25 protein-coding genes are annotated in these 23,424 nt (G+C 66.0%); 5 read left to right on the plus strand and 20 right to left on the minus strand.

The window, feature by feature from the left end; all coding sequences use genetic code 11:
• Nucleotides 1-2: 2 nt before the first annotated feature.
• The 5 genes from AC07S4_RS01115 to AC07S4_RS01135 form a co-directional block, all read right to left on the minus strand.
• On the minus strand, nt 3-1,166 hold the full coding sequence (locus tag AC07S4_RS01115; protein ID WP_494984846.1) for an ABC transporter substrate-binding protein: 1,164 nt from the start codon (nt 1,164-1,166) through the stop codon (nt 3-5).
• Nucleotides 1,163-2,767 (minus strand): class I adenylate-forming enzyme family protein, encoded by a 1,605-nt coding sequence (locus tag AC07S4_RS01120; RefSeq protein WP_494984847.1) that lies wholly within the window; start codon nt 2,765-2,767, stop codon nt 1,163-1,165. The genes AC07S4_RS01115 and AC07S4_RS01120 overlap by 4 nt, the downstream gene beginning before the upstream one ends.
• Nucleotides 2,767-3,921, minus strand: coding sequence for an acyl-CoA dehydrogenase family protein (locus AC07S4_RS01125; RefSeq protein WP_494984848.1), 1,155 nt, complete (start codon nt 3,919-3,921; stop codon nt 2,767-2,769). Before AC07S4_RS01125 ends, AC07S4_RS01120 begins: the two co-directional genes overlap by 1 nt.
• Before the next feature lie 80 nt (nt 3,922-4,001).
• Entirely contained in the window at nt 4,002-4,340 is a 339-nt protein-coding gene (locus tag AC07S4_RS01130) for a flagellar basal body protein (protein ID WP_494984849.1), read from the minus strand.
• Nucleotides 4,341-4,387: 47 nt separating this feature from the next.
• Entirely contained in the window at nt 4,388-4,591 is a 204-nt protein-coding gene (locus AC07S4_RS01135) for a hypothetical protein (RefSeq protein ID WP_494984850.1), read from the minus strand.
• 42 nt (nt 4,592-4,633) lie between these two features.
• Between AC07S4_RS01135 and AC07S4_RS01140 the strand changes: the two genes are divergently transcribed.
• On the plus strand, nt 4,634-5,668 hold the full coding sequence (locus AC07S4_RS01140) for a dienelactone hydrolase family protein (RefSeq protein WP_494985586.1): 1,035 nt from the start codon (nt 4,634-4,636) through the stop codon (nt 5,666-5,668).
• Here AC07S4_RS01140 and AC07S4_RS01145 read toward each other — a convergent pair.
• Nucleotides 5,665-7,383, minus strand: a complete 1,719-nt coding sequence (locus AC07S4_RS01145) for a S41 family peptidase (protein WP_494984851.1) — start codon at nt 7,381-7,383, stop codon at nt 5,665-5,667. The genes AC07S4_RS01140 and AC07S4_RS01145 overlap by 4 nt on opposite strands.
• 179 nt (nt 7,384-7,562) lie before the next feature.
• Here AC07S4_RS01145 and AC07S4_RS01150 point away from each other — a divergent pair, with 179 nt between their 5' ends.
• Both AC07S4_RS01150 and AC07S4_RS01155 read left to right on the plus strand, forming a co-directional pair.
• On the plus strand, nt 7,563-8,576 hold the full coding sequence (locus AC07S4_RS01150; protein ID WP_494984852.1) for an alpha/beta fold hydrolase: 1,014 nt from the start codon (nt 7,563-7,565) through the stop codon (nt 8,574-8,576).
• Nucleotides 8,577-8,632: 56 nt separating this feature from the next.
• A complete protein-coding gene (locus AC07S4_RS01155) occupies nt 8,633-8,995 on the plus strand; it encodes a translation initiation factor Sui1 (protein WP_494985587.1) in 363 nt (120 codons plus the stop codon).
• A 174-nt stretch (nt 8,996-9,169) separates the two neighbouring features.
• Here AC07S4_RS01155 and AC07S4_RS01160 read toward each other — a convergent pair whose 3' ends face one another.
• From AC07S4_RS01160 to AC07S4_RS01175, 4 genes are all read right to left on the minus strand, one after another.
• A complete protein-coding gene (locus AC07S4_RS01160; RefSeq protein ID WP_494984853.1) occupies nt 9,170-9,976 on the minus strand; it encodes a substrate-binding periplasmic protein in 807 nt (268 codons plus the stop codon).
• Nucleotides 9,977-9,989: 13 nt separating this feature from the next.
• Nucleotides 9,990-10,331: a zinc ribbon domain-containing protein YjdM gene (locus AC07S4_RS01165; protein WP_494984854.1), complete on the minus strand. Its 342-nt coding sequence runs from the start codon at nt 10,329-10,331 to the stop codon at nt 9,990-9,992.
• A 65-nt stretch (nt 10,332-10,396) separates the two neighbouring features.
• Nucleotides 10,397-11,059, minus strand: coding sequence for a hypothetical protein (locus AC07S4_RS01170; RefSeq protein ID WP_494984855.1), 663 nt, complete (start codon nt 11,057-11,059; stop codon nt 10,397-10,399).
• Between the two features lie 68 nt (nt 11,060-11,127).
• Nucleotides 11,128-12,651: a S10 family peptidase gene (locus AC07S4_RS01175; RefSeq protein WP_494984856.1), complete on the minus strand. Its 1,524-nt coding sequence runs from the start codon at nt 12,649-12,651 to the stop codon at nt 11,128-11,130.
• Nucleotides 12,652-12,860: 209 nt separating this feature from the next.
• Between AC07S4_RS01175 and AC07S4_RS01180 the strand changes: the two genes are divergently transcribed.
• Nucleotides 12,861-13,490: a phasin family protein gene (locus tag AC07S4_RS01180; protein WP_494984857.1), complete on the plus strand. Its 630-nt coding sequence runs from the start codon at nt 12,861-12,863 to the stop codon at nt 13,488-13,490.
• Between the two features lie 182 nt (nt 13,491-13,672).
• Entirely contained in the window at nt 13,673-14,143 is a 471-nt protein-coding gene (trxC, locus tag AC07S4_RS01185; protein ID WP_161070666.1) for a thioredoxin TrxC, read from the plus strand.
• Here trxC and AC07S4_RS01190 read toward each other — a convergent pair whose 3' ends face one another.
• The 10 genes from AC07S4_RS01190 to AC07S4_RS01235 all read right to left on the minus strand — a co-directional run bounded on the left by AC07S4_RS01190 (nt 14,144) and on the right by AC07S4_RS01235 (nt 23,340).
• Complete coding sequence (locus AC07S4_RS01190; RefSeq protein WP_494984858.1) at nt 14,144-15,073, minus strand: ACP S-malonyltransferase; 930 nt, start codon at nt 15,071-15,073, stop codon at nt 14,144-14,146.
• A complete protein-coding gene (gene mdcB / locus AC07S4_RS01195) occupies nt 15,070-15,954 on the minus strand; it encodes a triphosphoribosyl-dephospho-CoA synthase MdcB (RefSeq protein WP_494985588.1) in 885 nt (294 codons plus the stop codon). Before mdcB ends, AC07S4_RS01190 begins: the two co-directional genes overlap by 4 nt.
• 113 nt (nt 15,955-16,067) lie before the next feature.
• A complete protein-coding gene (gene mdcG, locus AC07S4_RS01200) occupies nt 16,068-16,745 on the minus strand; it encodes a malonate decarboxylase holo-[acyl-carrier-protein] synthase (RefSeq protein WP_494984859.1) in 678 nt (225 codons plus the stop codon).
• Nucleotides 16,729-17,445 (minus strand): biotin-independent malonate decarboxylase subunit gamma, encoded by a 717-nt coding sequence (gene mdcE, locus AC07S4_RS01205; RefSeq protein ID WP_494984860.1) that lies wholly within the window; start codon nt 17,443-17,445, stop codon nt 16,729-16,731. The genes mdcG and mdcE overlap by 17 nt, the downstream gene beginning before the upstream one ends.
• Entirely contained in the window at nt 17,445-18,365 is a 921-nt protein-coding gene (locus AC07S4_RS01210) for a biotin-independent malonate decarboxylase subunit beta (protein ID WP_494984861.1), read from the minus strand. Before AC07S4_RS01210 ends, mdcE begins: the two co-directional genes overlap by 1 nt.
• Complete coding sequence (gene mdcC, locus AC07S4_RS01215) at nt 18,362-18,676, minus strand: malonate decarboxylase acyl carrier protein (RefSeq protein ID WP_494984862.1); 315 nt, start codon at nt 18,674-18,676, stop codon at nt 18,362-18,364. The genes AC07S4_RS01210 and mdcC overlap by 4 nt, the downstream gene beginning before the upstream one ends.
• Nucleotides 18,677-18,705: 29 nt before the next feature.
• On the minus strand, nt 18,706-20,388 hold the full coding sequence (gene mdcA, locus AC07S4_RS01220) for a malonate decarboxylase subunit alpha (RefSeq protein WP_494984863.1): 1,683 nt from the start codon (nt 20,386-20,388) through the stop codon (nt 18,706-18,708).
• Nucleotides 20,385-21,734, minus strand: a complete 1,350-nt coding sequence (locus AC07S4_RS01225) for a TRAP transporter large permease (RefSeq protein ID WP_494984864.1) — start codon at nt 21,732-21,734, stop codon at nt 20,385-20,387. Before AC07S4_RS01225 ends, mdcA begins: the two co-directional genes overlap by 4 nt.
• Entirely contained in the window at nt 21,731-22,291 is a 561-nt protein-coding gene (locus AC07S4_RS01230) for a TRAP transporter small permease (protein WP_494984865.1), read from the minus strand. Before AC07S4_RS01230 ends, AC07S4_RS01225 begins: the two co-directional genes overlap by 4 nt.
• The gene (locus AC07S4_RS01235) at nt 22,288-23,340 is read right to left on the minus strand and encodes a TRAP transporter substrate-binding protein (RefSeq protein ID WP_494984866.1); all 1,053 of its coding nucleotides are present in this window, start codon (nt 23,338-23,340) and stop codon (nt 22,288-22,290) included. Before AC07S4_RS01235 ends, AC07S4_RS01230 begins: the two co-directional genes overlap by 4 nt.
• Nucleotides 23,341-23,424: the final 84 nt, after the last annotated feature.

The raw sequence follows: 23,424 nt of genomic DNA on the forward strand, positions 1-23,424 counted from the left end.
GCTTACCAGGGCACGGCCGGGTAGGCAATCTTGCCGGTGGCGTTGGCTTTCGGCCAGACGATGACGATCTTCTTGTCCTGGTGCTGGCCCATGCGGTGCACGAAGTTGGGGTTGTCGCCGTTGGCGGAGAACTGCACCTTGCCGATCAGGGTTTCGCGGCTGGTCTTGCGCATTTCCTCGGCGATGCCGCCGGTCTTCACGCTGCCCTTGTCGGCTGCGCGGGCAATGGCTTCGAACAGCAGCATGGACTGCACGTAGCCGAACTGGCCCAGGTAGTCCGGCTCTTTCTTGTACAGCTGCTTGTAGGTTTCGGAGAAGGCCTTGCCGTCCGCCGACTCGAAGGTGGCGGGGTAGGGCAGCAGCGCGGTGCCGAACACATTGGGCATCAGGTCGGGGAATTCGGCCGCCATCTTGGGCGTGGCCAGCGACCACACGCCCACCATGGCTTTCACGGCGGGCTTGAGCACGCGCGCGGCGCGCAGTATGCCCACGTAGTCGTTCTCGTAGCCGGACATCAGCACCAGCTCGGACTTGTCCTGCAGCTTGATCTTGTTGATGATGGGCTTGAAGTCGGTAATGGCCGGGTCGAAGGAGTGCGACGCGGCCTTGATGCCTTTCGCTTCGAGCGCCTTCTCGATGTTCTTGGCCAGGTCGGACGTGGCTTCCTTGGTGGAGTAGATGATGGAGACCGACTTGGCGCCCACGTCGTCTATCAGTCCCAGCACGGCTTTCTCGTAGCCCGCCGTGTTATTGATGCGGAAAAAATTCTTGCGCCCACTGGAGACCAGGCTGTCGTCCACGCCGCCGGAGGTGATGTAGACCAGGTTCAGTTTGTTGGCCGCGTCGGACGCGGGGGCGATGTTGTTGGAGCCGTAGCCGCCGGTGATGGCGACCACGCCCTGGCTGTGCAGCTTCTCCACGGCCGCGATGGCCTTGGCCGGGGCGGACTCGTCGTCCACGGTGATGATCTTGATCTTGTGCTTGCCGTTGCTGCGGTTGAACACTTCCGCCGCCACCATCACGCCCTCCTGCATGCCGGCGCCCACGCGCGCCAGCGAGCCGCTAAGCGGCAGCTCGGCGCCGACCAGGAATTCTTCGGCGCGCGCGCCGGCCAGTGCTGCGGACAACAGGGATGCCAGGGCGATTTTCTTGTACAGGCGATTCATTGTTTTGTCTCCTTGGTTTGGGCCGTCTTTTGCGCCAGCGTGCGCAGCTGGCTCTTTAATATCTTGCCGGTGGCGGCTGCCGGCAATGATGGCATGGGAATGATCTCGGCGGGGCATTTATAAGGCGCCAGCGCCGCGGCCAGATGGGCGTGCAGCTCGCCTACCAGCGCTTCCGGCTGGCCCGCGTGGCGCGGATCGAGCTCCACGTAGGCGACCACTTCCTCGTCGCCGTCCGCCACATTGCGGCCGACCACCGCCGACTGTGCCACGGCGGGATGCGCGTTCAGCACCGTCTCCACTTCGAGCGGGTAGACGTTGAAGCCGGAGCGGATGATCAGCTCCTTGCTGCGGCCGACGATGAACAGCGCGCCATCCGCGTCCTGGCGGGCGACGTCGCCGGTGTTGAGCCAGCCGTCCGCATCGATGGCGGCGGCGGTCAGCGACGGTTCCTTGTAATAGCCGAGCATGACGTTCGGCCCGCGCACCCACAGCTCGCCGGTGGCGTCCGGCCCCGGCGCTATGCGGGTCTCCACGCCTGGAATGGCATAGCCGACCGAGGTGTCGCCGCGCGGAGCCTCCAGGCGGGTCTGGCTGATGGTGGGCGAGCTTTCCGTCATGCCGTAGCCGTTGTGCAGCGGCTGGCCGAGCAGGGCTTCGGCCTGGCGCTTCAGCACAGGGTCCAGCGGCGAGCCGCCGGCGTAGATGAAGCGCAGGCTGGCGCCCAGCGTCTTGCGCCCGGCCGCACTGTCTGCGTCCGCGTCCGCGTCTGCGTCCGTGCCCGGCTGGCCGAGTATTTCAAGCAGCCGCGCATACATGGCGGGCACGCCTTGCAGTATGGTGAGCTGGTCCTCGCGCAGCGCGCGCAGCAGCGCTTCGGCATTGAAGCGAGGCTGCAGATGCAGGCAGGCGCCCGCGTACAGTGTGCCCAGCATGACGGAGGCCAGGCCGTAGACGTGCGAAATCGGCAGCACGCCGTATGCGCGGTCGGCGGGCGTGAGGCCGCGCAGCGTGCTCGAAACGGCGGCCACGAACAGCAGATTGCGGTGCGACAGCATCACGCCTTTGGACTGGCCGGTGGTGCCGGTGGTGTAGATCAGCGCCGCAGGCTGCCGCGCGCTGAAGTCCGCGCCGGTGGCCACGGGCTCCGGTTGCGCCGCTTCGTTCAGCGGCCCTGTCATCCACTCGCCGAACAGCCAGGATTCCCGCTGCGCGCCATCGCGCTCGCCGTGAGCGGCCGCCTCCGCCGTTCCGCAGCAATAAATAACGCGCCGCGCGCCGGAATGCTCGCGAAACTGGGTAATCTCCCGCGCCGACAAGCGGCTGTTCGCGTTCACCACCCACGCGTCCAGGCTGGCCGCCGCAAAGATCAGGGCAACTTGGGCGACGCAGTTCTCCGCCACCACCATCAGCCTGTCGCCCGGCCGCAGGCCCAGTTCCCGCAGCCGCTGCGCGGTGGCGTCCACCGCCGCCGCCAGTTCGCCGTAGGTCCAGATGCGTTCGCCTTCGCGCAGCGCGGGTGCTTGCGGCGCGCGTTCGGCCCAGCGGCGCGGAATGTCGCTGATGCGCGGCGGCAGGCCGGCGAGGAGGGCGGGAATATCCATCAGCCCTGCGCCGCCTTGATCATATTGCGGGCAATGACGATCTGCTGTATCTGCGAGGTGCCCTCGTAGATGCGGAACAGGCGCACGTCGCGGTAGAAACGCTCCGCCGCGTACTCCGAAATATAGCCGGCCCCGCCGTGTATCTGCACCGAACGGTCCGCCACGCGTCCGCACATCTCGGAGGCGAACAGCTTGCTGCACGAAGCCTCGGTGGAGATGTCCAGGCCCTGGTCGCGCTTGCGCGCCGCGTCCAGCACCATGCAGCGCGCCGCGTACAGTTCCGCCTTGCTGTCGGCCAGCATGGCCTGGATCAGCTGGAAGTCCGCAATGGCGTGGCCGAACTGCTCGCGCTCCATGGCGTAGCGCAGCGCGTCCTCCAGCATGCGCTCGGCCGCGCCCACGCACACGGCGGCAATGTGCAGCCGGCCTTTGTCCAGCACCTTCATGGCGGTCTTGAAGCCCACGCCTTCCTTGCCGCCGATCAGATTGGCAGCCGGCACGCGGCAGTTCTCGAATATCACGTCGCAGGTATGCGCGCCGCGCTGGCCCATTTTCTTGTCGATCTTGCCCAGGCTGAGCCCCGGCGTGCCGCGCTCCACGATGAAGGCGGAAATGGCGCCCGCGCCTTTGCGCGCCGCGTCCGTGCGCGCCATGACGGTGTAGATGCTGGCCTCGGGCGCGTTGGTGATGTAGCGCTTGGTGCCGTTCAGTATGTAATGGTCGCCGTCGCGCACGGCGGAGGTGCGCAGCGAGGCGGCGTCCGAGCCGGAGCCGGGTTCGGTCAGCGCGAAGGAGCCGATGATGTCGCCCGCCGCCAGCCGGGGCAGATAGTGCTGCTTCTGCTCTTCGGTGCCGTCGATGACGATGCCCTGCGAGCCGATGCCGTTGTTGGTGCCGATCAGCGAGCGGAAGGCGGGGGAGGCGTAGGCGATCTCGAACGCCACCAGCACTTCCTCCTCCATGGTCAGCTGCAAGCCGCCATAGGCTTCGGGGATGGACAGGCCGAACAGGCCCAGTTCGCGCATCTGCGCCACCACGGCGGGCGGAATCTGGTCGGTCTCGGCCACCTCCTGCTCCTGCGGCAGCAGCACTTCGCGCACAAAGCGGCGCACGCTGGCGAGCAGCAGGTTCAGGGTTTCTTCGTCGCGTATCATCGTGGTCCCGTGGGAGGGTTGCCTGGGCGGGTATCGTATCGACCCGGTGGCTCCACTGTCAATTGTTTTACGGTGCGGCGTCAGGCCTGGATGTCGATCAGCGTGCCGATGCGCTGCTCGGCCGCCTGCACCACTTTGGCGTTCAGGTCGAAGCTGGCCTTGTAGACCAGGGAATTGGTGATGTCGCTGGCCAGGTCCGTGCCCGAAGGGCCGTCGATGGAGGCTTCGGACGCGGCCAGCCCCCGGCCCTGCGCGGACAGCGTGACGCCGGAGCCAGCCGGGCTGGCCTCCTGGAATTGGGCTTGCTGGGCCTGGTAGCCCTGCGTACCCGCATTGGCAATGTTGTTGGCCGCGACACCCAGCGCCTGCTGGTTCGCGTTGAGGCCGGAAGCCCCGGCGCTCAGGGCGGATACACTCATGTTCTTTCCGATGTCTTTCCATTGAGCAATGGCACCCAGTGTAACCGTTACGCCGTGGCCGCGCAATTGGGTGTTGCTGAAAAAAAAGGCAGCGGTTTTGACGTTCTGGTATTGCCTTTGAAAAACTTGGCCTGCAGAATCGTGATATTGCCCGTTCTCTCATCTGGAGCCGCATCATCCGCGCCATCGCCGATTCCTGCCGCAGCCTGTTTGCCGTTCTGGCGTTTTGTGGCGTGTTTGCATCCGGCCACGCCGCCTCATTGCCAGTCTCGCAATTGAACGAGCAGGTTGTGATGATCCCGGCCGGGCAGGGCGCCGCGCTGGAAACCACGCTGTTCAAGCCGGACGGCGGCGGCCCCTTCCCGCTGCTGGTCATCAACCACGGCAAGGCGCCGGGCGACCCGAAACTGCAGCAGCGCGACCGCTTTGTGCACATGGCGCGCGCCTTTGTGCGGCGCGGCTACGCCGTGATGGTGCCGATGCGCGCCGGGTTTGCGCACTCCGGCGGCCGCTACATCGATCACGGCTGCGACATGGTCGCCAACGGCTACACCCAGGCCGCCGACGTGCGCGAGGCGATCCGCTACGCGCGTGGCCTGGCCTGGGTGGACGCGCAGCGCATCGTGGTGGCGGGCCAGTCCTACGGCGGCCTGGCGACGATGGCGCTGGCCACGCAGCAGATTCCCGGCCTGCGCGGCGTGATGAATTTCGCCGGCGGCCTGCGCGTGCACGGCGGCCCCTGCGACTGGCAGGACGCGCTGGTGCGCGCCTTCGGCGAGTACGGCAAGCGCAGCAAGGTGTCCAGCCTGTGGATGTACGGCGCCAACGATTCCTATTTCGGCCCGGAGCTGGCCAGCCGCATGCATGGCGCCTACACCAAGGCCGGCGGCAGCGCCGAGCTGGTGGCCTTCGGCGCTTTCAAGCGCGACGCGCACACCATGCTGGCCAGCCAGGACGGCGAGCAGGTCTGGCTGCCGCAGGCCGAGCGCTTCCTGGCGCGCATCGGCATGCCGGTGAAGGAGAAGTTCGCGCTGCCCGCCAGCGAGCAGGCGCCCACCGAATACGCCGCCGTGGACGACGTGTCCGCGCTGCCTTATCTGGCCGTGCACGGGCGCGAAGAATACCGCGCCTTCCTGGCGCGCCAACTGCCGCGCGCCTTCGCACTGTCACCCAGCGGCGCCTGGGGCTGGGCCGAGGAGGGCGAAGACCCGCGCCGCAGCGCCCTTGCCGCCTGCCAGTCCAGGAGCCGCGAACCGTGCCAGCTTTATTCCGTGGACAACGCGGTGGTCTGGCCCGCTACCGTTTCCTCGGGCGGCACGGACCGCTAGTCCTGTCGCTGTATTTCCGTAATCGCCGTCTCCAGCACTTCGTCGCGGCCTGCGCGGATGCCTTCGATGGTGGGGATCACTTCAATATCCGGGATGATGCCTATGCGCTGTGTGGGACGCTTATCGGGGTGGAAGATGCCGATGCCGCTGATGAGGGAGCCCAGCCCTCCCGGCATGCCAAACCGCGAAACGTTGCCGTCCGCGCCTGCTGTGGTGCTGCCGATAATCCGGGCTCGCGGGGCGGAGCGGAACGCCAGGGAGGTATATTCAGACATGCTTTGTGAAATCTCGTCGATCAATATAATCACCTTGCCTGCGTAGTGTGTCTTCCCGGGGCGCAGTGCAGCGCCCTGGTTCCAGTAGTAGGCGCCGGGATTGTTGAGGTCGGGGACGGTGAAACGCACAAAATTGGTCGGGCGATCAACCAGATATTGGCCTAGCGTGAAGACGACGAACTCGGATGGGTAGTTGCGTATGTCGATGACCAGGCCTTTAGTGCCGGCAGCTGCTTCCATGTAGCCTGGAATGTCCGCCTGCTTGATTGAGGAGAGCTTGAGATAGGCTATGCCGCCGGGCAGCATTTGAAACGTGTCGCCCGGGCGGTCATGCGTCTTCGCGCTGCGAATCTCCGGCGTGCGGCTTGCCTGCAAATCCAGCTCGCCGCTTTCCCGGCGTATCCGAAGGCTCACGCCGCCACAGGGGCCGCGGTGCAGTTCCTGGGCGATGTCGCGCAACCGCGTGGGCTCGTTGGAGGCGGCGTAGTAAGGCCGCCATGTCTGCACCAGCTGTGCGACAGGCGTGTTGTCTATGGCCACGATGATGTCGCCGGGCAGGAGGCCGGTCGCCTTGCCTGCCGCATGGTCCGTGTATCCTGCGACGACGGCGTCGCTGCCTATGAAGCGCACATTTAGCGGCAGCTTGCATAACCCCAGCGGCGGACGGACATGGAGCGAGCTCCACAGATTGCTGTGCGTGTCGTTGACACGCGCGATAACGGCCATCATCTCCAGTTCGTAACTGCGGCGGTCCTTCGCAAGAACCACTTTGGGAATGGACTGGTGCAGCACGCCGTTCCAGTCTTCGCCGATGACATCGCGGTACGGCGCCCAGTATTCAATGATGTTCCAGAAACGGAACAGAGCCAATAGCCTGAATCCCGCGTCCGGATAGCGCATGCCGTCATACACGGGCTCGTGCTTGAAAACTGGGTTCTTGACCCCCTTGGCCAAGTCCACAAAGAACTGCTGGCCGCTTGCGGGACGGTTCCGATGGATACGCTTCAGGTCTGCCTGGAGTTCCGAACCAAGCAGCTTGCTGTCCTCCAGCCAGTCCAGCGCAGGGCGCAGCTGAAGGTCTTCCGCAGGCAAGGAGGCGCAGGGATCGCATGGAATGATCTCGCCCAAGCTTGCTATCCATTTGCGCAGTGCCGTATTGGCCTCGGCCCGGTCCCGCGAGGCGAGGATGGCGGGCGTGACGCGCAGCAGCTCGTAATCCCATTGCCGCTGCCCGGATGTGACCGATGGGTGATGATACTTCAGGAAGCCCCACACCTTGCCCAGTGTGGCCAGATTCTCGATCTGCACGTTCGAAAGAGCTGTGATCCTGATGTCCGAACCGGTGTCGAATTCGCGGTCCACGTCGTAGACGGTCCGGGTACTGTCCTGCGCGTACGCTGCCTGGCATGCCAATAGAAGGGTGAGGAGGAGAATTTTCATGGGCCAGGAGTATGAAGTTGTCATTAAGTTTACAGCGGCCATTCTAATACCTTTGTATCACTATGTATCCCTGCCTGTATCGGCCACAATGATGTACAAGAAGCAGCGTTGCCGTACACAGAGCCGATACACGCCCGCCTTATCCTGAGTGCTGTACACACTACAATTCGGAGATCGGAATGCAAGAGAACATCAGCCAACAGCGCCGCCGTTTGGTCGGCTCCGCAGCAGTCGCCCTGGCCGCGAGCCAGTTCGGCATCATGGGCCTTGCGCGTGCGCAGGCGAATTCGGCTTCGCCGTTCGGGGCGCTGAAGCAGATTGATGCGGGCCTGCTGAATGTCGGCTACGCGGACGTGGGGCCGGCGGACGGCAAGCCCGTCATCCTGCTGCATGGCTGGCCTTATGACATCCACGCTTTCTCCGAGGTGGCGCCCATCCTGGCTGCGGCCGGATATCGCGTCATCGTTCCCCATCTGCGCGGCCACGGCACCACGCGTTTCCTGTCCAGCTCCACCTTCCGCAACGCCCAGCAATCGGCGGTGGCGCTCGACATCATCGCGCTGATGGATGCGCTCAAGATTCCGCAGGCCGTGATCGGCGGCTTCGACTGGGGTGCGCGCACCGCCTGCATCATCGCGGCGCTGTGGCCCGAGCGCGTGAAGGCGCTGGTGTCGGTGAGCGGCTACCTGGTGACCAATATCGACACGCGCGCAGTGCCGCTGCCGCCGAAAGCCGAGCATGACTGGTGGTACCAGTACTACCTGGCCACGGACCGGGGCGCGGCGGGCTACGCCAGGAATACGCGCGACTTCGCCAAATACATCTGGGAGACCGCCTCGCCCAAGTGGAAGTTCGACGCGGCCACGCTGGACCGCAGCGCCGCCTCGCTCGTCAATCCCGACCACGTGGCCATCGTGCTGCACAACTACCGCTGGCGCCAGGGCGCGGCGGCGGGCGAGGCGCAGTACGACGCGTTGGAAAAGCGCCTGGCGGCAGCTCCCGCCATCACCGTACCCACCATCACGATGGAAGGCGATGCCAACGGCGCCCCGTTCCCCCCCCCGACCAGCTACCGCAAAAAGTTCACCGGCAAATACGAACACCGCAACCTGAGCGGCGGCATCGGCCACAACCTCCCGCAGGAAGCGCCGCAAGCGTTCGCGCAAGCCATCTTGGACGCGGCTGCGCTGTAACGCCGCCAGCCTGCTGGTATCATGAGCGCATACGCAGTCCGATTGATACCCAAATGATGAAAAACAGTTCCAAGGGCGGCTTGGTGTATTCCACCGAAACCGGCCGCATGTGCCCCGATTGCGGGCAGCCGCTTGCGGCCTGCAATTGCAAGGCGAGCGCGAAGCTGGCGCCGGTGGGCGATGGGGTGGTGCGCGTGTCGCGCCAGACCAAAGGGCGGGGCGGCAAGTGCGTCACCGTGGTGAAAGGGCTGGCGCTGGACGGCGAGGCGCTGGCCGCGCTGGGCAAGCAGCTGCGCGCCGCCTGCGGTTCCGGCGGCACCGTGAAGGACGGCGTGATCGAAGTGCAGGGCGACCATTGCGATGTGGTGATGGCGGAGCTGACTAAACTGGGCCACCAGCCTAAGCGGGCCGGCGCATGATCCCGCGCCGGCGCTGATCAGCCGGGTTCAATCAAGGCCGCTGCGCGTACTGCTCTTCGCTGACTTTTTCCAGCCATTCCACCACCTTGCCGACCTGCGCTTAGGCGATGGCGATGTGGCTCGTGGCGGTGGTGGGTGCGGCGCGCGCGGGCCGCACTGATGAATGCCGCGTGCTTAATGTCTCTTCGCGGTCAGGGCCAGCACGGCGGGCGGTATCACCTTGGACAGGGACTTCAGGAAGCGCTTGCCGATTTCCTCGTTGCCCAGCATGTCGATCAGGGCGGCCTGGTCGGCGGGCAGCAAAGTGCGCGTGGAGACGTAGAATCCCGCATCCTGCCACGGAATGTCGTCGAGGGTGCTGATCGACAGCTGGCCATCGAGCCCGCTCAGCCTCGGATCTTCGGCGATGGTGTTGTAGGCGCTGCTGTAGGGCAGGATGGTCACGTCCGCAATATTGGCCTGCATCCGGCGCATCAGGTCATTGAGGTCGTTGGCGTATTGCACCCGCGCGGAGTTGGCCGGATCGAGCAGTTTGCGGTAGGCCGGGCCGTAGTCGAAGCCGCGTACCACGCCGATGCGCAAGTCGGTGTTCTTGAGCAGGGCGTCCACCGTTTGCACGGACGCGTCTATCGGCTTGGCGCTTACCAGCACGGCGCGGTACTTGAAGACGGGCACGTAGCTGCCGGACAGGTCGCGCTCGGGCGAGCGGGTCGAGAGCACAATCAGGTCGGCGTCGCCTGCGCGGAACAGCATTTCGAGCCGCGCGCGCGGCACCACGGGGAAGCTGAACTTGCAGCCGTATTTGTCGCCCAGTTCGTCCAGCATCTCGGGCATCACGCCCGCCGCCTTGCCGTGCTTGACGACGATGGCCATGCCGTGCGGCGCCACGGGAACGTTGATGGTGCGGGAACATGCTGCCGCCGCCCATCCCGGCAAGACGCAGCAAAGGGTTGCGAAGATGGTCAGGCGGCGTACATTCATGGCTGTCTCGGGCTTAGACTTTCTTGACGAATTCGGTCTTCAGGCTCATGTTGCCGAAGCCTTCGATCTTGCAGTCGATGTCGTGGTCGCTGTCGACCAGGCGGATGTTCTTGACCTTGGTGCCCATCTTGACCGTGCCGCCGCCGCCCTTGAGTTTCAGGTCCTTGATGACGGTGACGGTGTCGCCGTCCTGCAGGATATTGCCGGCCGCGTCCTTGTAGACGCGCGGGCCGTCTTCGGCGTCGGCCGCCGCGCCGGGCTGCCACTCATGCGCGCATTCCGGGCACACGCATTGGGCGCCGTCGTTGTACGTCAGTTCGGAGCCGCATTGCGGGCAGGGTGGAAGTGCGCTCATGTTCATCCTTGTTGGTTCAGGCCTGGCCTGGAAAGGGCAGCAGTATAACAGGCCGCCCCGCCGGATCAGGCCTTTGCCAGCGCTTCGCGCATCTGCTTCTCCAGCGCGAGCAGGTTGCCCTGCACGCCGTCGATGGTGCTCTCCATCTGCCGCAGCGTGTGGTACAGCGCGGCGGGATCGACCTTGCCCAGTTCCAGGTCGGACAGCGTGTTCATCATGGCCGGTCCGCTCAGCGTGAGCTGGGTGTTGGTGTTGGCCGAGTCCAGCGTGTCGCGCTGCTGGGCGTACAGCGCGGAATAGCGCTGCAGCAGGGCGGGCGACATCCAGCTGGCCGACTGGCTGGCGACGGCCACTTCCCATGCTTCGCGCCGCAGCGTGGGCGTCTTGAGGTTGAGGCCGAAGCTGCGGTTGGTGGCCGCCAGCAGGTGCTCGCCCACTTCCTTGTCCGCCACCTTGGCTTTGATGTCGTCGCGCAGCGCCTTGCGGATCTTGGTGATGCGCTCGAGCTGGGCGCGGTTGGCTTCGGTGACCCGGTGCAGCTCCTCCAGGTTGATGCGCAGCTCGGCCTCGATCTGCTGTTCGGCGTCGTGCGCGCGGTGGCGGTGGTGCCAGCTTTGCGCCGCGTGCTCGAGCGCCAGCGCGGTCAGGATGCTGACCACGATCATCGAGTATTCACCCAGGAATTCCTTGACGGTTTTCAGTCCGGCTTTTGGCACTTCAAAATGCATGAGATTACCCAGTGAAAGAAATTCAACTGGGCAATCTTACCAGAAATGCATGCGTAATTAGTAAGGCGCTAGTAGCGCGCCGGCTGATTCGCGGCCGGTGTGGTTTGTTTGATGAAGTCGCGGATGTCGTCGGTCGAGCGCACCAGGTCTTCCGAGCGCAAATACATCATGTGGCCGCTGCGGTAGCCCTCGAAACGCAGGCGGTCCTTCATCTTGCCGCTCGGGTCCAGCTGCCACATGGTGTACTTGGCGTCGAAGTAGGTGGTGGCGCCGTCGTAGTAGCCGGACTGCACCATCACCTTCATGTAGGGATTCATCGCCATGGCCTTGCGCAGGTTCTCGCCGGTGGTGTCGTTCTTGTTGTCCCACGGGTGCACCGAGCCGAACATGTTGTACTTGATGTCGGTCTTGTACTGCAGCACGTCGCGCAGGTAGTGGTTGATGGCGGGCGTGAAGGAGTGCAGCCAGGAGGTCAGCTCGGCGTTGTAGTCCGGGCCGGCGCCGGCGTCGGACTTGTCGATGCCCTTGTAGCGCGAGTCCAGGCGGCCCACGGTGTAGCCCTGGTCGCGCAGCAGTTCCTTCCAGAAGAAATTGGTCGGGATTACCAGGTTGTGCTGCAGCACGGCCTTTTCGGCGATGCCGGAGTAGCGCGCCACCTTGGCGGCGATGCCGGCTTTCTTCGCCTCGTCCAGGAAGCCGCCCTTGGCCAGCGCGGGGATCAGCTCGTCCACGGTGAAGGCTTCCACTTCGGGCAGCACGTCCTTCAAATCCCTGGCCTGCAGGTCGGCCGGCAGCGCTTTCTGGTACCAGGCGGTGGCGGCGTAATAGGGCAGGTTGAGCGCGTCGCCGACGATGCCGTCGCGCTTCAGTCCCAGCTCGGTGGGCGAGACCAGGATCACGCCGTTCAGGTACATCCAGTGCGCGTTCTGCAGCTCCAGCGACAGGCCGGCCACGCGCGCGGTGCCGTAGCTTTCGCCGATCAGGTATTTCGGCGAGGTCCAGCGGCCTTCGCGCGAGACGAAAGTGTTCAGCCACTCGGCCAGGTAGGAGATGTCGGCGTTCACGCCGAAGAAGGTGGCGCGGTCGGCTTTGCTGTCGAGGATGCGCGAGAAGCCGGTGTTGACCGGGTCCACGTACAGGATGTCGGCCACGTCCAGGATGGAGTGCGGGTTGTCGCGCACGCCGTAGGGCTGGACCGGGTAGCCTTCGTCGTCGATGTTGAGCATTTTCGGGCCGGTGTAGGCCACGTGCATCCACACCGAGGCCGAGCCGGGGCCGCCGTTGAAGGACAGCACCAGCGGGCGCTTGGCCTTGTCGGCTACGTCGCTGCGCTGGTAGTAGGTGTAGAACAGCGAGGCGATCACCTTGCCGTCCTTGTCCCATACGGGCTGGGTGCCGGCGGTGACTTTGTAGGGCACGGCTTTGCCTTTGATCATGACCGTGGCGGACTTGCTGACGGCGGACTCGGCTTTCAAGGCGCGCTCGAAGGGCTGCGCCGGCGCAGCTGCCGGGGCGGCGGGCTTGCTTTCAGCGGCTTGCTGGGCATGGGCGCTGAGCGCGAGCAGCAGGGAGGGAACGATCAAGTATTTCATGTCTGGGAAGGGACGAATGGGAAGCCGCGAGTATTCCATATCGGAAACGGCTTGGGCGGTTGAGTTACAAACTCGCTACATTTCGTCAAGCGCGCATGTTTGATCTGGATCATGGTGCGCCAGCGGCGCTCACGTAGTCTGGTTGATTCGCGCAGCCGTGTTGCGGTGCAGCGCGACTCCCATCCAACTTTCATTTCAAGAGGTGATTTATGTTCTCTTTCAACCAGTCCGTTACCCCCGCCGCCAAACACCACATGGAAGCGCAGGTCTCGCTCATCAACGACATGTCCAAATCGCTGTTCCGCACCGTGCAGCAATATAGCGACCTGAACATTCAGCTGGCGCAGACCATTATCGAGGAGGTGTCGCTGACGGGGCAGGAACTGCTGACCACCAGCCGCCCGGCCGACGCTGTCAACGTCACGCTGTCGCACGCCCAGCCCACCGCAGACAAGCTGCGCGCCTACCAGCAGCACCTGTCGCGCATCGCCGCCAACACCCATGTGGCCCTGGCCAAGGTGGCCGAGGAGCACGTCAGCGAAACCAGCCGCACCGCCAAGGAACTGGCCGAGGAGGTGACGCGCCTGGCCACCGAGGAGACGGAGAAAAACGTGCGCACCCAGCAGGATGCGATGCGCCGCATGGCCGCCACCTTCGACCAGTTCGCCGACGGCCATCAGATGCAGGCGGACGGCCATAGCAACGGCCGCGACCGCGAGGAGCAGCAGCGTCACCAGGCCGAGATGCAATCGGCCGAATCCCGCGCGGCGGGCGCGCAGGTGCACCAGACGACCCAGGCGGCTGGCGCCAAGCAGCCGGCCGGCCGCAAGGAAGGCTGAGACCTGATGGTATATCGCTAGCCGGCCTTCGGTAGCTGGCTTCCACCGGCGCCTGCATGCCAGGCTGCCCTCAATGTGCGCGGCATCGTCAAGGGCGAAGGCCGCGCCGATACGAGCCGAGCCGCGCTCACGATTTCCGCATTTCTGCTACATTGGCGCCATACGCATGAAGGATGGCAGCCATGAATACCGCAACCGACAATAACGCAACCCGTACCGATTCCCTCCACATCGTTTGCCCGCACTGCGACGCGGTCAACCGCGTCCCGGCCACGCGCCTGGGGCAAGATCCCACCTGCGGCAAATGCCAGCGCGACCTGTTCACCGGCAAGCCGGTCGACCTGTCGAGCGCGCGCTTTCTAAAGCAGATAGAACGCAGCGAGCTGCCGGTGCTGGTGGATTTCTGGGCGCCCTGGTGCGGCCCTTGCCTGTCGATGGCGCCATTCTATGAGCAGGCCGCGCAGCGGCTGGAGCCGGATTTCCGCGTCGTCAAAGTCAATACCGAGGAAGCGCAGGACCTGGCGGCGCGCTACGCCATCCGCAGCATCCCCACGCTGGCGCTGTTCAAAGGCGGGCGGGAAGTGGCGCGCCAGCCGGGCGCCATGGACGCCAACAGCATCGTGGCGTGGGCGCAGCAGAACAACCGGCGCTGATTAGCCGCAGTGGCGCCGCAGCCAGGCGCGCACGCCGTCCAGGCTGCGGAAATCCGCCACCGAACGGCAGGCGATGCCGGGGTGGCGCGCCTGCATCATGCGAGACAGCGCCGCGCCCGGTCCCAGTTCCAGCGCCACGGTGATGCCCGCTTCGGCGCAGGCGTCCATGCACTCATCCCAGACGATGGTTTCGCAAAGCTGGCGCGGCAAGTGCTCGATGGCCTGCTCGCGGCGCTCCAGGCGGGCCGCGCTGATGCCGGACAGGACCGGCGTGTGGGCGTCATGCAGGCTGGCTGCGCGCAGGGCGTCGGCGAAGGGCGCCTGCGCGCTGGCCATGAGCGGGGTGTGGGAGGCTATCTCCACGCGCAGTGCCGTAACGCGCGCGCCTGCGGCGGACAGCAGTTTCGTGGCTTCGCTGGCGCTGCTTTGCAAACCGCCGATGATGCAGCTGTCCTCGCCGGTGACGATGGCGGAATGAAAGCCGCAAGCGGCCACCAGCGCCGCCGTGCGCGACGGATGGGGCCCGGTCACGGCGAGCAGGGTCTGGCCGGGATGCAGAGCCAGGCACTGGTCCATCAGCTCCGCGCGCGTGCTGGCCAGCCGCACCGCCTCGGCGGGGGCAAGCGCGCCCGCCACGCCCCAGGCCGCCAGCTCGCCTATGCTGTATCCGGCGACCAGCGCAGGCTGCGGCGCGCAGGACCGCAGCGCCTCCCACATAAGCAGCGCCGCCGCCACTATCATCGGCTGCGCCACGCGATTGGAAAACAGCCCCTGGTCAGATTGGATCGCGTAGGGCGGGTTAGCGCACGCCCCGCGTGCGCGTAACCCGCCAAGCAGCGCCGCTGCAGCCGCATCCCCCCCGGCCAAATCAAACATCCCCTCATGCTGCCCGCCTTGCCCCGGGCACAAGATCAGCAGCCTCGCGCTCATGGCCACGCGTGCACCGAAAATGCCTGCACCAGGCAGCAAGCGGCCAGCAGATCCGCCGCGCCGCCGGGAGACAGCTTGTGGCGCACAAACAGCCGGTGGCTATCAAGCGCGCGCGCATGCCAGTCCGGCTGCCGCGTCCCGCCCAGCTCCACGAACGCGCGCGCCTGATCCCGCACCATGCTCGCCCCCGCCGCGCCGCCGCGATGCAGCACATTCGTATCGCTCACATGCGCCATCAGCGCAAACAGCGCGTCGATGCGCGCGTGGTGCATGCTGCCGCCGCGCGCCAGCGTGGCCCGCAGCGCCGGCAAACCCACCAGAAAAACCGACGGCAAGCCCAGCGCCGCTTCCTCGCGCGCGCCGCTTGCCGCGTGGAGTTGCGCGGCGCGCTGGCCATGCGAACCATCCGGCGCGGCCAGCGTGTGGGCCGCCAGCGCCTCGCCCCAGCCGTCCAGCAAGGCTGTGCGCAGCGAGGCGGCGTCGACACCGTCCGCCGGCCCGGCATCGCGCCGGGCAAGCTGCCGTCCCAGCGCCGCGCACAGCATGCCCAGGCCGAAAATGGCGCCGCGATGGGTATTCACACCACCGGTGGCCGCCATCATGCGGCGCTCGGCGGCGATGCCCAGCTGCTTCAGGCGCGCAAACGGCGCATCCTCCATTCCCGCGCGGCAGATGGCGGCGAAATAGTGCCGCAGCGAGAACAGGCTGCGCATAAAGGTCAGCGCGGTCATATCGTCATGGCTGCCGTTGTCGACCAGCGACACCAGGCCGGGTTTGGGATAGAGGGCCAGTTCGGCGTAGAGCGCCCGCAGCGCCAGGCGGGCAGCCTGCTGGCTGACGGCGCGCCGGCGCCCATTGCCGAGGCCGTGACCGGATGACAGAACTGACCCTGGGGTGGGAGGGTGCGTACTGCCGAGGCCGTGACCGGATGGCAGAACTGACCCCGCGTGGGACCCCGCGTGGGATTTGGTGTGGGGGTGAGGGCGGGCGGGGGTCATGCGGGCCTCAGGGTGGCGAGCAGTTCGTCGGGGGCGGCGAGGTGGACGCTGTCTATGGTTTTGACGAGCACGCGCGCCTGGGCGTCGCTTGCGGCGGTCCATTCTTTCCACGAGACGGCTTGCCCGGTGGGGAACATGATTTCGCCGTCCAGCGGCAGGCCGTGCCCGCTTCCGGACAGCAGCGCCAGGCCGGCTTGCAGCTGCTGCCGGGTGAGGGGGCGGAACAGGATGTCGATGTCGGAGCTGGCCGTCAGGCAGCGCAGGCTGGTCAGGGCTTGCCAGGCGAGGGAGCCGTAGACGCGCAGGTCCAGCCCTACGGACAGGCGCTGCAGTTCGGTGTAGCCGGGACGCCAGTGCGGCGGCAGCGCCGGGCGGGCGGCCTTGAGCGTGAGCGGGGCGCTGCTGCGCTCGATGTGCGCGGGCGATACGCGCAGGGCGATGCGCGGCTTGGCACCGGCGGAGTCGGGCGGCAGGGCGATGCCGGCGAAGATGTCTTGCGCGGCGTCGCTGCCCACCATCGCTGCGCTGCCGCTCTCGGGTTCGCGCCGCCGCACGACGGCCGGCCATTCTTCGTCCCGCCAGTGGCGCAGCACGGCTTCCTGCGCGGGCTGGGCGGCGAGCGCCGCTTGCCAGCCTGCGCGGGTGAGCCAGATCAGGTCATGCCGCTTGTACATCGTGTCCGCCAAGGATGGCCTGGATGATGGGGTAGGCGAGCTTGCGGCCGCCGCGCTGGCGTCCCAGCTCGGCCCGCGCGTCGGCCGTGGCGGGCGCGCGCAGCGCCTGCGCCAGCTGCTCCGCCAGGGCGCCGTCCCAGATCGATTCGAGGCCGCCCATGCGCAGGTAGTTTTCCGGGCCGGGGGCGAATACGGGGTTGCTGCGCGCCAGTTCGGTGAGCACTTCTTCCGGCACCTTGGTGATGCGGGCCATGGCGGGCAGGCCCATCACGCGGATGGTGGCGGCGGGCAGGGCGTGGCAGGTGTCGGCCATCAGGCCGCTGGTGATGAAGCCGCCCGACAGCGCCTGGTCGTACACCAGCGCGACGATTTTGTGGCCGCGCCGGCGCGCGAGGTCCACGCATTTGCCCAGGTGGCCCATGTAGCTGTTAATGCCCAGCATTTCGTCGCGGTGGCGCAGGCGCTGGCCCTGGGTGTCGACCAGCATGACGATGGGACGGCCGGGGTGCTCGCGCACCGTCGCCAGCACGGCCTGTGCCTGCGCCAGCGCGATTTCGATGCCGATGGGGGCGTGGCCGGTGGTGCCGATGACGGCTACCGTGGCGCCGTCCACTTGCGCGCTGCCGGACAGGAACTGGTCCCGCTCGGTGATGGCGTGGCCTTGGGGGAAGAGCTCTGTCGCCAGGGTTTGCCAGTCCATTATCGGCCTCCTGCTCGGCGGCCTGCCGCTGCCGCTTTGAAGGGTTCAATTTCCAGCATGGCGATGTTGGCGGCGTTGGGCATGCCCATCTCGGCCCAGATGTCGGCCGGGTCGGGCAGGGCGCCGTAGCGGGCGATGCGGTCGGTGAGCATGGCTTGCTCCTGTTCGAGTGCTTGCAGTGTCAGTTCGGGGGCGTTTTGTTGGGCGATGGCTTCTATCGCGGCGGCGCGGAAGGCACCGATGGCGTCCGGCACAATGGCCTGGCAGTCGCCCATCAGGTAGCGGTGCTTGCCGCCGGTGGTGCGCCACACGAGGGCGCGGTCGCGCGAGTCGAATTCCTCCACGCCGTTGGCGGTTTCGATCACTTCGGGGCCGGACATGGAGAGCCGCGCTTCTTCGGACATGATGACGGCGTTGGTGCAGCGCGCCACGATGCCCATGCCGCCGAAGGCGCCGTTTGCGCCGCCCACCAGGGCGATGACGGGGATGCCCGCCGCGCGCGCGTCCAGCACGGCGCGCATGACTTCGGCCACGGCGATCAGGCCGGCGTTGGCTTCGTGCAGCCGCACGCCGCCCGATTCGATCAGCAGCACCACCGCTTGCGGGCGTTCGTCGAGCGCGCGCCGCAGCAGGCCGGTGAGCTTGGCGCCGTGCACTTCGCCCACCGCGCCGCCCATGAAGCCGCCTTCCTGCGCGGCGATGAACACGGGCATGCCGTCCAGCCGCGCGCGGCCGATGGCGACGCCGTCGTCGAAGGCGACGGGGGCGTTGAGCTGGCCCAGGTGGGGGCTGACCACGCGCTGGGCGGGGCCGATGAGCTCTTCGAAGCTGCCCGGGTCGACCAGCTGGAGCAGGCGTTCGCGGGCGCTGGCTTCCTGGTAGCTGTGGTTGCTGCCGCTGTTGCTGCTGCTGTTGTTCATGGCGCGGCCCCCAGCATGGTTTCGACGGCCTGGTCCAGCCGCAGGCTGACCACGGCGGGCGTGGCGCCCACGTCGTTGATGGCGATGCGCGCGTCCGCCAGGGGCCAGCGCTGGTGGAAGTCGCGCATGACGGCTTCCCAGATGGCGCCGAAGCCGACGGCGGCGGTGGTGATCTGTATTTCGCAGGCGCCGGCCAGCGGCGTGGATTCGATCAGCACTTCCAGGTTGCCGGAGCCGACCACGCCCACCACTTGCGGCCCTGCCGGCAGGCTGCGGCTGCCGTTTTCAAAACGGTACGTTAGAGTTTCCATGTTCTTGCCTTATGCCCTTTGCCTTATGCCTACCAGTTGCGGAAGCGCTGCGGCGGGTCGTACAAGCCGCCGGATGCGCGCACCAGGTCTTTCATGTTTCGCGCCGCGAGCAGGTCGCGCGTGGCGAGGCGCTTGTCTACGCCGATGTCTTCGGGCCGCTGTATCACGCCACGGTCGCGCAGGTTTTCCACCATGCGCCGGTCGCGGCCCAGGCCTACCGGCGTGTAGCCCGCCACGCCGCGTATGGCTTGCTCGCGTTCTTCGTCGCTGCGGCACAGCAGCAGGTTGGCGATGCCTTCTTCGGTCAGGATGTGGGTGACGTCGTCGCCGTAGATCATCACCGGCGGGATGTCCATCTTGGCCTGTTCGGCCAGTTCCCATGCGTCCAGCTTTTCCACGAAGGCCGGGTGCATGTGTTCGCGGAAGGTCTCCACCATCTGCACTACCAGCTTTTGCCCGCGCGGGATCATGTTGCGGCCGGCGCGCGCCTGCTGGCCTGCCTTGAGCCATGCGGGGCTGGCGTGGCGGCGTCCGCGCGCGTCCGCGCCCATGTTGGGGGCGCCGCCGAAGCCCGCAATGCGGCCCAGCGTGGCGGTGGATGAATTGCCTTGCAGGTCGATCTGCAGGGTGGAGCCGATGAACATGTCGCAAGCATAATGGCCGGCGGCCTGGCACAGCGCGCGGTTGCTGCGCATGGAGCCGTCCGCGCCCACCGCGAACACGTCGGGCCGCGCGCGGATGTAGTCTTCCATGCCCAGTTCGGAGCCGAAGGAGTGCACGGATTCGACGAAGCCGGCTTCGATGGCGGGTATCAGCGCGGGGTGGGGGTTGAGCGCCCAGTGCTTGCCTATCTTGCCTTTCAGGCCGAGCGAGGCGGCGTAGGTGGGCAGCAGCAGTTCGATGGCGGCGGTGTCGAAGCCGATGCCGTGGTTGAGCCGCTGCACGCCGTATTCGGCGTAGATGCCTTTGATGGCCATCATCGCCATCAGCACCTGGATTTCGGAGATCAGCGCGGGGTCGCGCGTGAACAGGGGCTCGATGTAGTAGGGGCGGGGCGACTGCACCACGAAGTCCACCCAGTCGCCCGGAATGTCCACGCGCGGCAGCGTGTCCATGATGCGGTTCACCTGCACGATGACGATGCCGTTCTTGAAGGCGGTGGCTTCGACGATGGGCGGGGTGTCTTCCGTGTTCGGCCCGGTGTATAGGTTGCCGTGGCGGTCCGCCGCTTCGGCCGCCACCATGGACACGCGCGGCGGCAGGTCGATGAAGTAGCGGCTGAACAGTTCCAGATAGGTGTGGATGGCGCCGATGTTGAGCTTCCCCGCCGACAGCAGCTTGGCCACGCGGCCCGCCTGCTGGCCGGAGAAGGAGAAGTCCAGCTTGGAGGCCACGCCGCGCTCGAACACGTCCAGGTGTTCGGGCAGGGTCAGCACGGACTGCAGCATGTGCAGTCCGTTCACGCGCGCCGGGTCCAGCCTGGCCAGCGCCTGTGACAGAAAGTCCGCCTGCTTCTGGTTGTTGCCTTCGATGCAGACCCGGTCGCCGCATTCCAGCACCGCGTAGAACAGGTCCGCAATGCAGCCTGCGGGCAGGCTTTTGCCGTCCAGTTCCGCGCCCAGCGCGGCGGTGGCCCGCTCCAGGCGCTGCGCGCGGTTGCGCTGCAAGGTATCCCAGGCGCGCGTGGGTGCGTTCACCGGCGCATTCATCATTTAGCTCCCATCATCATATCCGGCAGGCCCGTCGCAATGCCAGGGAACAGGCATAGCAGGATCACCGCCACGAACATCAGCACCACGAAGGGCGCAACTCCCCAGATCACGTCCTTGAGCGGAATGTCCGGCGCTATATTCTTGATGACGAAGATGTTCAGCCCCACCGGCGGGTGGATAAGGCCCATCTCCATGACCACCGTCATGACGATGCCGAACCAGATCAGGTCGAAACCGGCGGCTTTCAGCGGTGGCAGCACGATGGGCGCCGTCATCAGGATGATGGATACCGGCGGCAGGAAGAAGCCCAGCACGACCACCATCAGCAGGATCACCGCGAGCAGCAGCCATTTGGACAGGTGCATGCCGACCACCCAGCTGGCGGCGGACTGGCTGATGTGCAGATAGCTCATCACATAGGAGTAGAACAGCGACATGCCGATAATCATCAGCAGCATGGTCGATTCCTTGATGGTGGAGGTGAGGATGGGCGCGAGGTCTTTCGGCCGCCACACGCGGTAGACGATGGCGATCAGCACCAGGGCCAGCAGCGCGCCCAGGCCCGCCGTTTCGGACGGCGTGGCGAAACCGCCGTACAGCGCCACCATCACGCCGATCAGCAGCACCAGGAAGGGCAGCACGCGCGGCAGCATCTCCACTTTCTGCGCCAGCGTGAAGTGCTCGTCGTGCAGGGCGGGTCCTTTTTCGCCGCCTTTTTCATAGATGTCCAGCGCGATCTTGTATTCCTTGCGGGCGCGGTGCACGGCGTAGCCGGCGAACAGCAGCACCAGCAGGATGCCGGGGCCTATCCCTGCCAGGAACAACCGGCCCAGCGACTGCTCGGCCGCCACCGCGTACAGGATCATGGTGATGGATGGCGGCAGCAAGATGCCCAGCGTGCCGCCCGCCGCGATAATGCCGGCGGCGAAGCCGGGCGAGTAGCCGCGCTTGCGCATTTCCGGTATGCCGGCCGAGCCGATGGCCGAGCAGGTCGCTGGCGAGGAGCCGGCCATGGCGGCGAACAGCGCGCAGGCGAACACGTTGGCGATGCCCAGGCCGCCCGGCACCTTGTGCAGCCAGGCGTGGATGGCGCCGTACAGGTCGCGCCCCGCAGGCGATTTGCCGATGGCCGCGCCCTTCATGATGAACAGCGGGATGGACAGCAGCGTGATGGAGGCCATTTCCTCGTACACGTTTTGCGTGACCGTGTCCAGCGAGGAGGATGGCATGAAGAAGTACATGAAGCCGGTGGCCACCACGCCCAGCGCGAAGGCGATCGGCATGCCGGAGAACATCACCACCAGGGTGACGGCGCCGTACAGGGCGCCCAGGGTCAGTTCGCTCATGGTGCGGTCTCCGTGGGTTTGTCGCTCAGGCGGGCGGCCGTTTGCAGCAGCAGCTGCAGCGTGAGCAGCGTCATGCCGAGGGCCATCATGCCGTAGGGGATCCAGAGCGGCGGGGCGAAGGTGGAGGTGGTGGTCTGGCCGTCCACATAGGCTTCGTGCCACAGCGTCCACGACTTCCATGAGAAGAAGGCGCAGAACAGCATGGACAGCAGGTCCACGAAGAACAGCCGCACGGCGTTCACGCGCGCGGGCAGCAGCCCGGCCAGCGCCTCAATGCCGATATGGCCGCGATAGGACTGCACATAGGCCGCGCAGGAGAAGGTGACGCCCACCAGCATGAACACCGAGGCTTCGTCCTGCCAGTCGGTTGGCGCGTTGAAGAAGTAGCGCGACACCACCGAGTAGGTGAGGATCAGCGCCGTCAGTATCAGCGCGCACATGGACAGCATGAGCAGCGCCTTGTTCAGCTTGTTGAGCAGGCCGGAGGCGCCGGCCAGTGCCGCGTTGTCGGGCACTGCAGGCCCGGGCGCGGCCTTGAGTTCAAAACCGTGGCTCATAGCGTTTTCTCGGCCAGTTTCAGCAGCTTGGCGCAGTTTTCGTTTTTCTCGCCGTAGTCTTTCCACGCGGTGGTGCGGGCGATGGCCTGCCAGCGCTTGACGGTGGCCGCGTTCAGGTCCACCACCTTGGCGCCGGCTTTCTGGTACACGGCGGCCACTTGCGCGTCGTCTTCCTGCGCGGCTTTCAGGGCGAAGGTTTCCATGTCGGCGCCCACGGCCATGATGGTGGCTTGCTGGTCTTTTGGCAGCTTGTCGAACACTGCGCGCGACATCATCAGTGGCTCGAACATGAACCAGTAGGCGTTGCCGCGTCCCGTGGTCAGCGCCTTGGACACTTCCTCCAGGCGGAAGGAGATCAGCGAGGTGGAGGAGGTGAGGGCGGCGTCCATGGCGCCGGTCTGCATGGCGGCGTAGATTTCATTGGACGGCAGCGACACCACGGCGGCGCCGGCGGCTTTCAGGATCAGGTCCATTTCGCGCGAGCCGCCGCGTATCTTCATGCCTTTCGCGTCCTCCGGTTCCACCACCGGCTTGGTGCGCGAGGCCACGCCGCCGGCCTGCCAGATCCAGCTCACCACCACAATGCCCTTGTCGTACAGGATGCGGGCCAGCTCCTTGCCCACCTCGGCGTTCTTCCAGCCGTAGCCTTGTTCGTAGGACGTGACCAGGCCGGGCATCAGGCCGATATTCACTTCCGGCACCTCGCCGCCCGCATACGACAGCGGCACCAGCGACAGGTCCAGCGCGCCCTTGCGCATGGCCGAGAACTGGGCGTTGGTCTTCATCAGGGAGGAGCCGGGGTAGATGGCGAACTTGAGCGCGCCCTTGCTGCGCTTTTCCACCTCGGCGGCGAACATGCGGGTGAGGCGGTCGCGGAAGTCGCCTTCGGTCAGCGTGCCGCCGGGGAACTGGTGCGAGATTTTCAGCGTGGCGGCCTGCGCCCATGCGCTGGACATAACGCCGGGCAAAAACGGGCTGCCAGCCAGCGCGCCCAAAGTGCCGAATTTGCCCAGGGTGCTTAGTGCGGTCCTGCGTGTCATTCCAGTCATGTCATCCTCCAAGGTGGTTGAAATATGCAATTCCTCTTTTTATGTATACAAGAATATATGCACTGCATGCATTGTCAAGTTAAA

Source organism: Pseudoduganella sp. GW821-FHT05F09 (genome assembly GCF_059419605.1).

Bases quoted from the DNA above. Each gene is read 5' to 3' on its own strand.
- AC07S4_RS01115 (WP_494984846.1), bottom strand. From the start codon at position 1,166: ATGAATCGCCTGTACAAGAAAATCGCCCTGGCATCCCTGTTGTCCGCA.
- AC07S4_RS01120 (WP_494984847.1), bottom strand. From the start codon at position 2,767: ATGGATATTCCCGCCCTCCTCGCCGGCCTGCCGCCGCGCATCAGCGAC.
- AC07S4_RS01125 (WP_494984848.1), bottom strand. From the start codon at position 3,921: ATGATACGCGACGAAGAAACCCTGAACCTGCTGCTCGCCAGCGTGCGC.
- AC07S4_RS01130 (WP_494984849.1), bottom strand. From the start codon at position 4,340: ATGAGTGTATCCGCCCTGAGCGCCGGGGCTTCCGGCCTCAACGCGAAC.
- AC07S4_RS01140 (WP_494985586.1), top strand. From the start codon at position 4,634: ATGATCCCGGCCGGGCAGGGCGCCGCGCTGGAAACCACGCTGTTCAAG.
- AC07S4_RS01145 (WP_494984851.1), bottom strand. From the start codon at position 7,383: ATGAAAATTCTCCTCCTCACCCTTCTATTGGCATGCCAGGCAGCGTAC.
- AC07S4_RS01150 (WP_494984852.1), top strand. From the start codon at position 7,563: ATGCAAGAGAACATCAGCCAACAGCGCCGCCGTTTGGTCGGCTCCGCA.
- AC07S4_RS01155 (WP_494985587.1), top strand. From the start codon at position 8,633: ATGAAAAACAGTTCCAAGGGCGGCTTGGTGTATTCCACCGAAACCGGC.
- AC07S4_RS01160 (WP_494984853.1), bottom strand. From the start codon at position 9,976: ATGAATGTACGCCGCCTGACCATCTTCGCAACCCTTTGCTGCGTCTTG.
- AC07S4_RS01165 (WP_494984854.1), bottom strand. From the start codon at position 10,331: ATGAGCGCACTTCCACCCTGCCCGCAATGCGGCTCCGAACTGACGTAC.
- AC07S4_RS01170 (WP_494984855.1), bottom strand. From the start codon at position 11,059: ATGCATTTTGAAGTGCCAAAAGCCGGACTGAAAACCGTCAAGGAATTC.
- AC07S4_RS01175 (WP_494984856.1), bottom strand. From the start codon at position 12,651: ATGAAATACTTGATCGTTCCCTCCCTGCTGCTCGCGCTCAGCGCCCAT.
- AC07S4_RS01180 (WP_494984857.1), top strand. From the start codon at position 12,861: ATGTTCTCTTTCAACCAGTCCGTTACCCCCGCCGCCAAACACCACATG.
- trxC (WP_161070666.1), top strand. From the start codon at position 13,673: ATGAATACCGCAACCGACAATAACGCAACCCGTACCGATTCCCTCCAC.
- AC07S4_RS01190 (WP_494984858.1), bottom strand. From the start codon at position 15,073: ATGAGCGCGAGGCTGCTGATCTTGTGCCCGGGGCAAGGCGGGCAGCAT.
- mdcG (WP_494984859.1), bottom strand. From the start codon at position 16,745: ATGTACAAGCGGCATGACCTGATCTGGCTCACCCGCGCAGGCTGGCAA.
- mdcE (WP_494984860.1), bottom strand. From the start codon at position 17,445: ATGGACTGGCAAACCCTGGCGACAGAGCTCTTCCCCCAAGGCCACGCC.
- AC07S4_RS01210 (WP_494984861.1), bottom strand. From the start codon at position 18,365: ATGAACAACAGCAGCAGCAACAGCGGCAGCAACCACAGCTACCAGGAA.
- mdcC (WP_494984862.1), bottom strand. From the start codon at position 18,676: ATGGAAACTCTAACGTACCGTTTTGAAAACGGCAGCCGCAGCCTGCCG.
- mdcA (WP_494984863.1), bottom strand. From the start codon at position 20,388: ATGATGAATGCGCCGGTGAACGCACCCACGCGCGCCTGGGATACCTTG.
- AC07S4_RS01225 (WP_494984864.1), bottom strand. From the start codon at position 21,734: ATGAGCGAACTGACCCTGGGCGCCCTGTACGGCGCCGTCACCCTGGTG.
- AC07S4_RS01230 (WP_494984865.1), bottom strand. From the start codon at position 22,291: ATGAGCCACGGTTTTGAACTCAAGGCCGCGCCCGGGCCTGCAGTGCCC.
- AC07S4_RS01235 (WP_494984866.1), bottom strand. From the start codon at position 23,340: ATGACTGGAATGACACGCAGGACCGCACTAAGCACCCTGGGCAAATTC.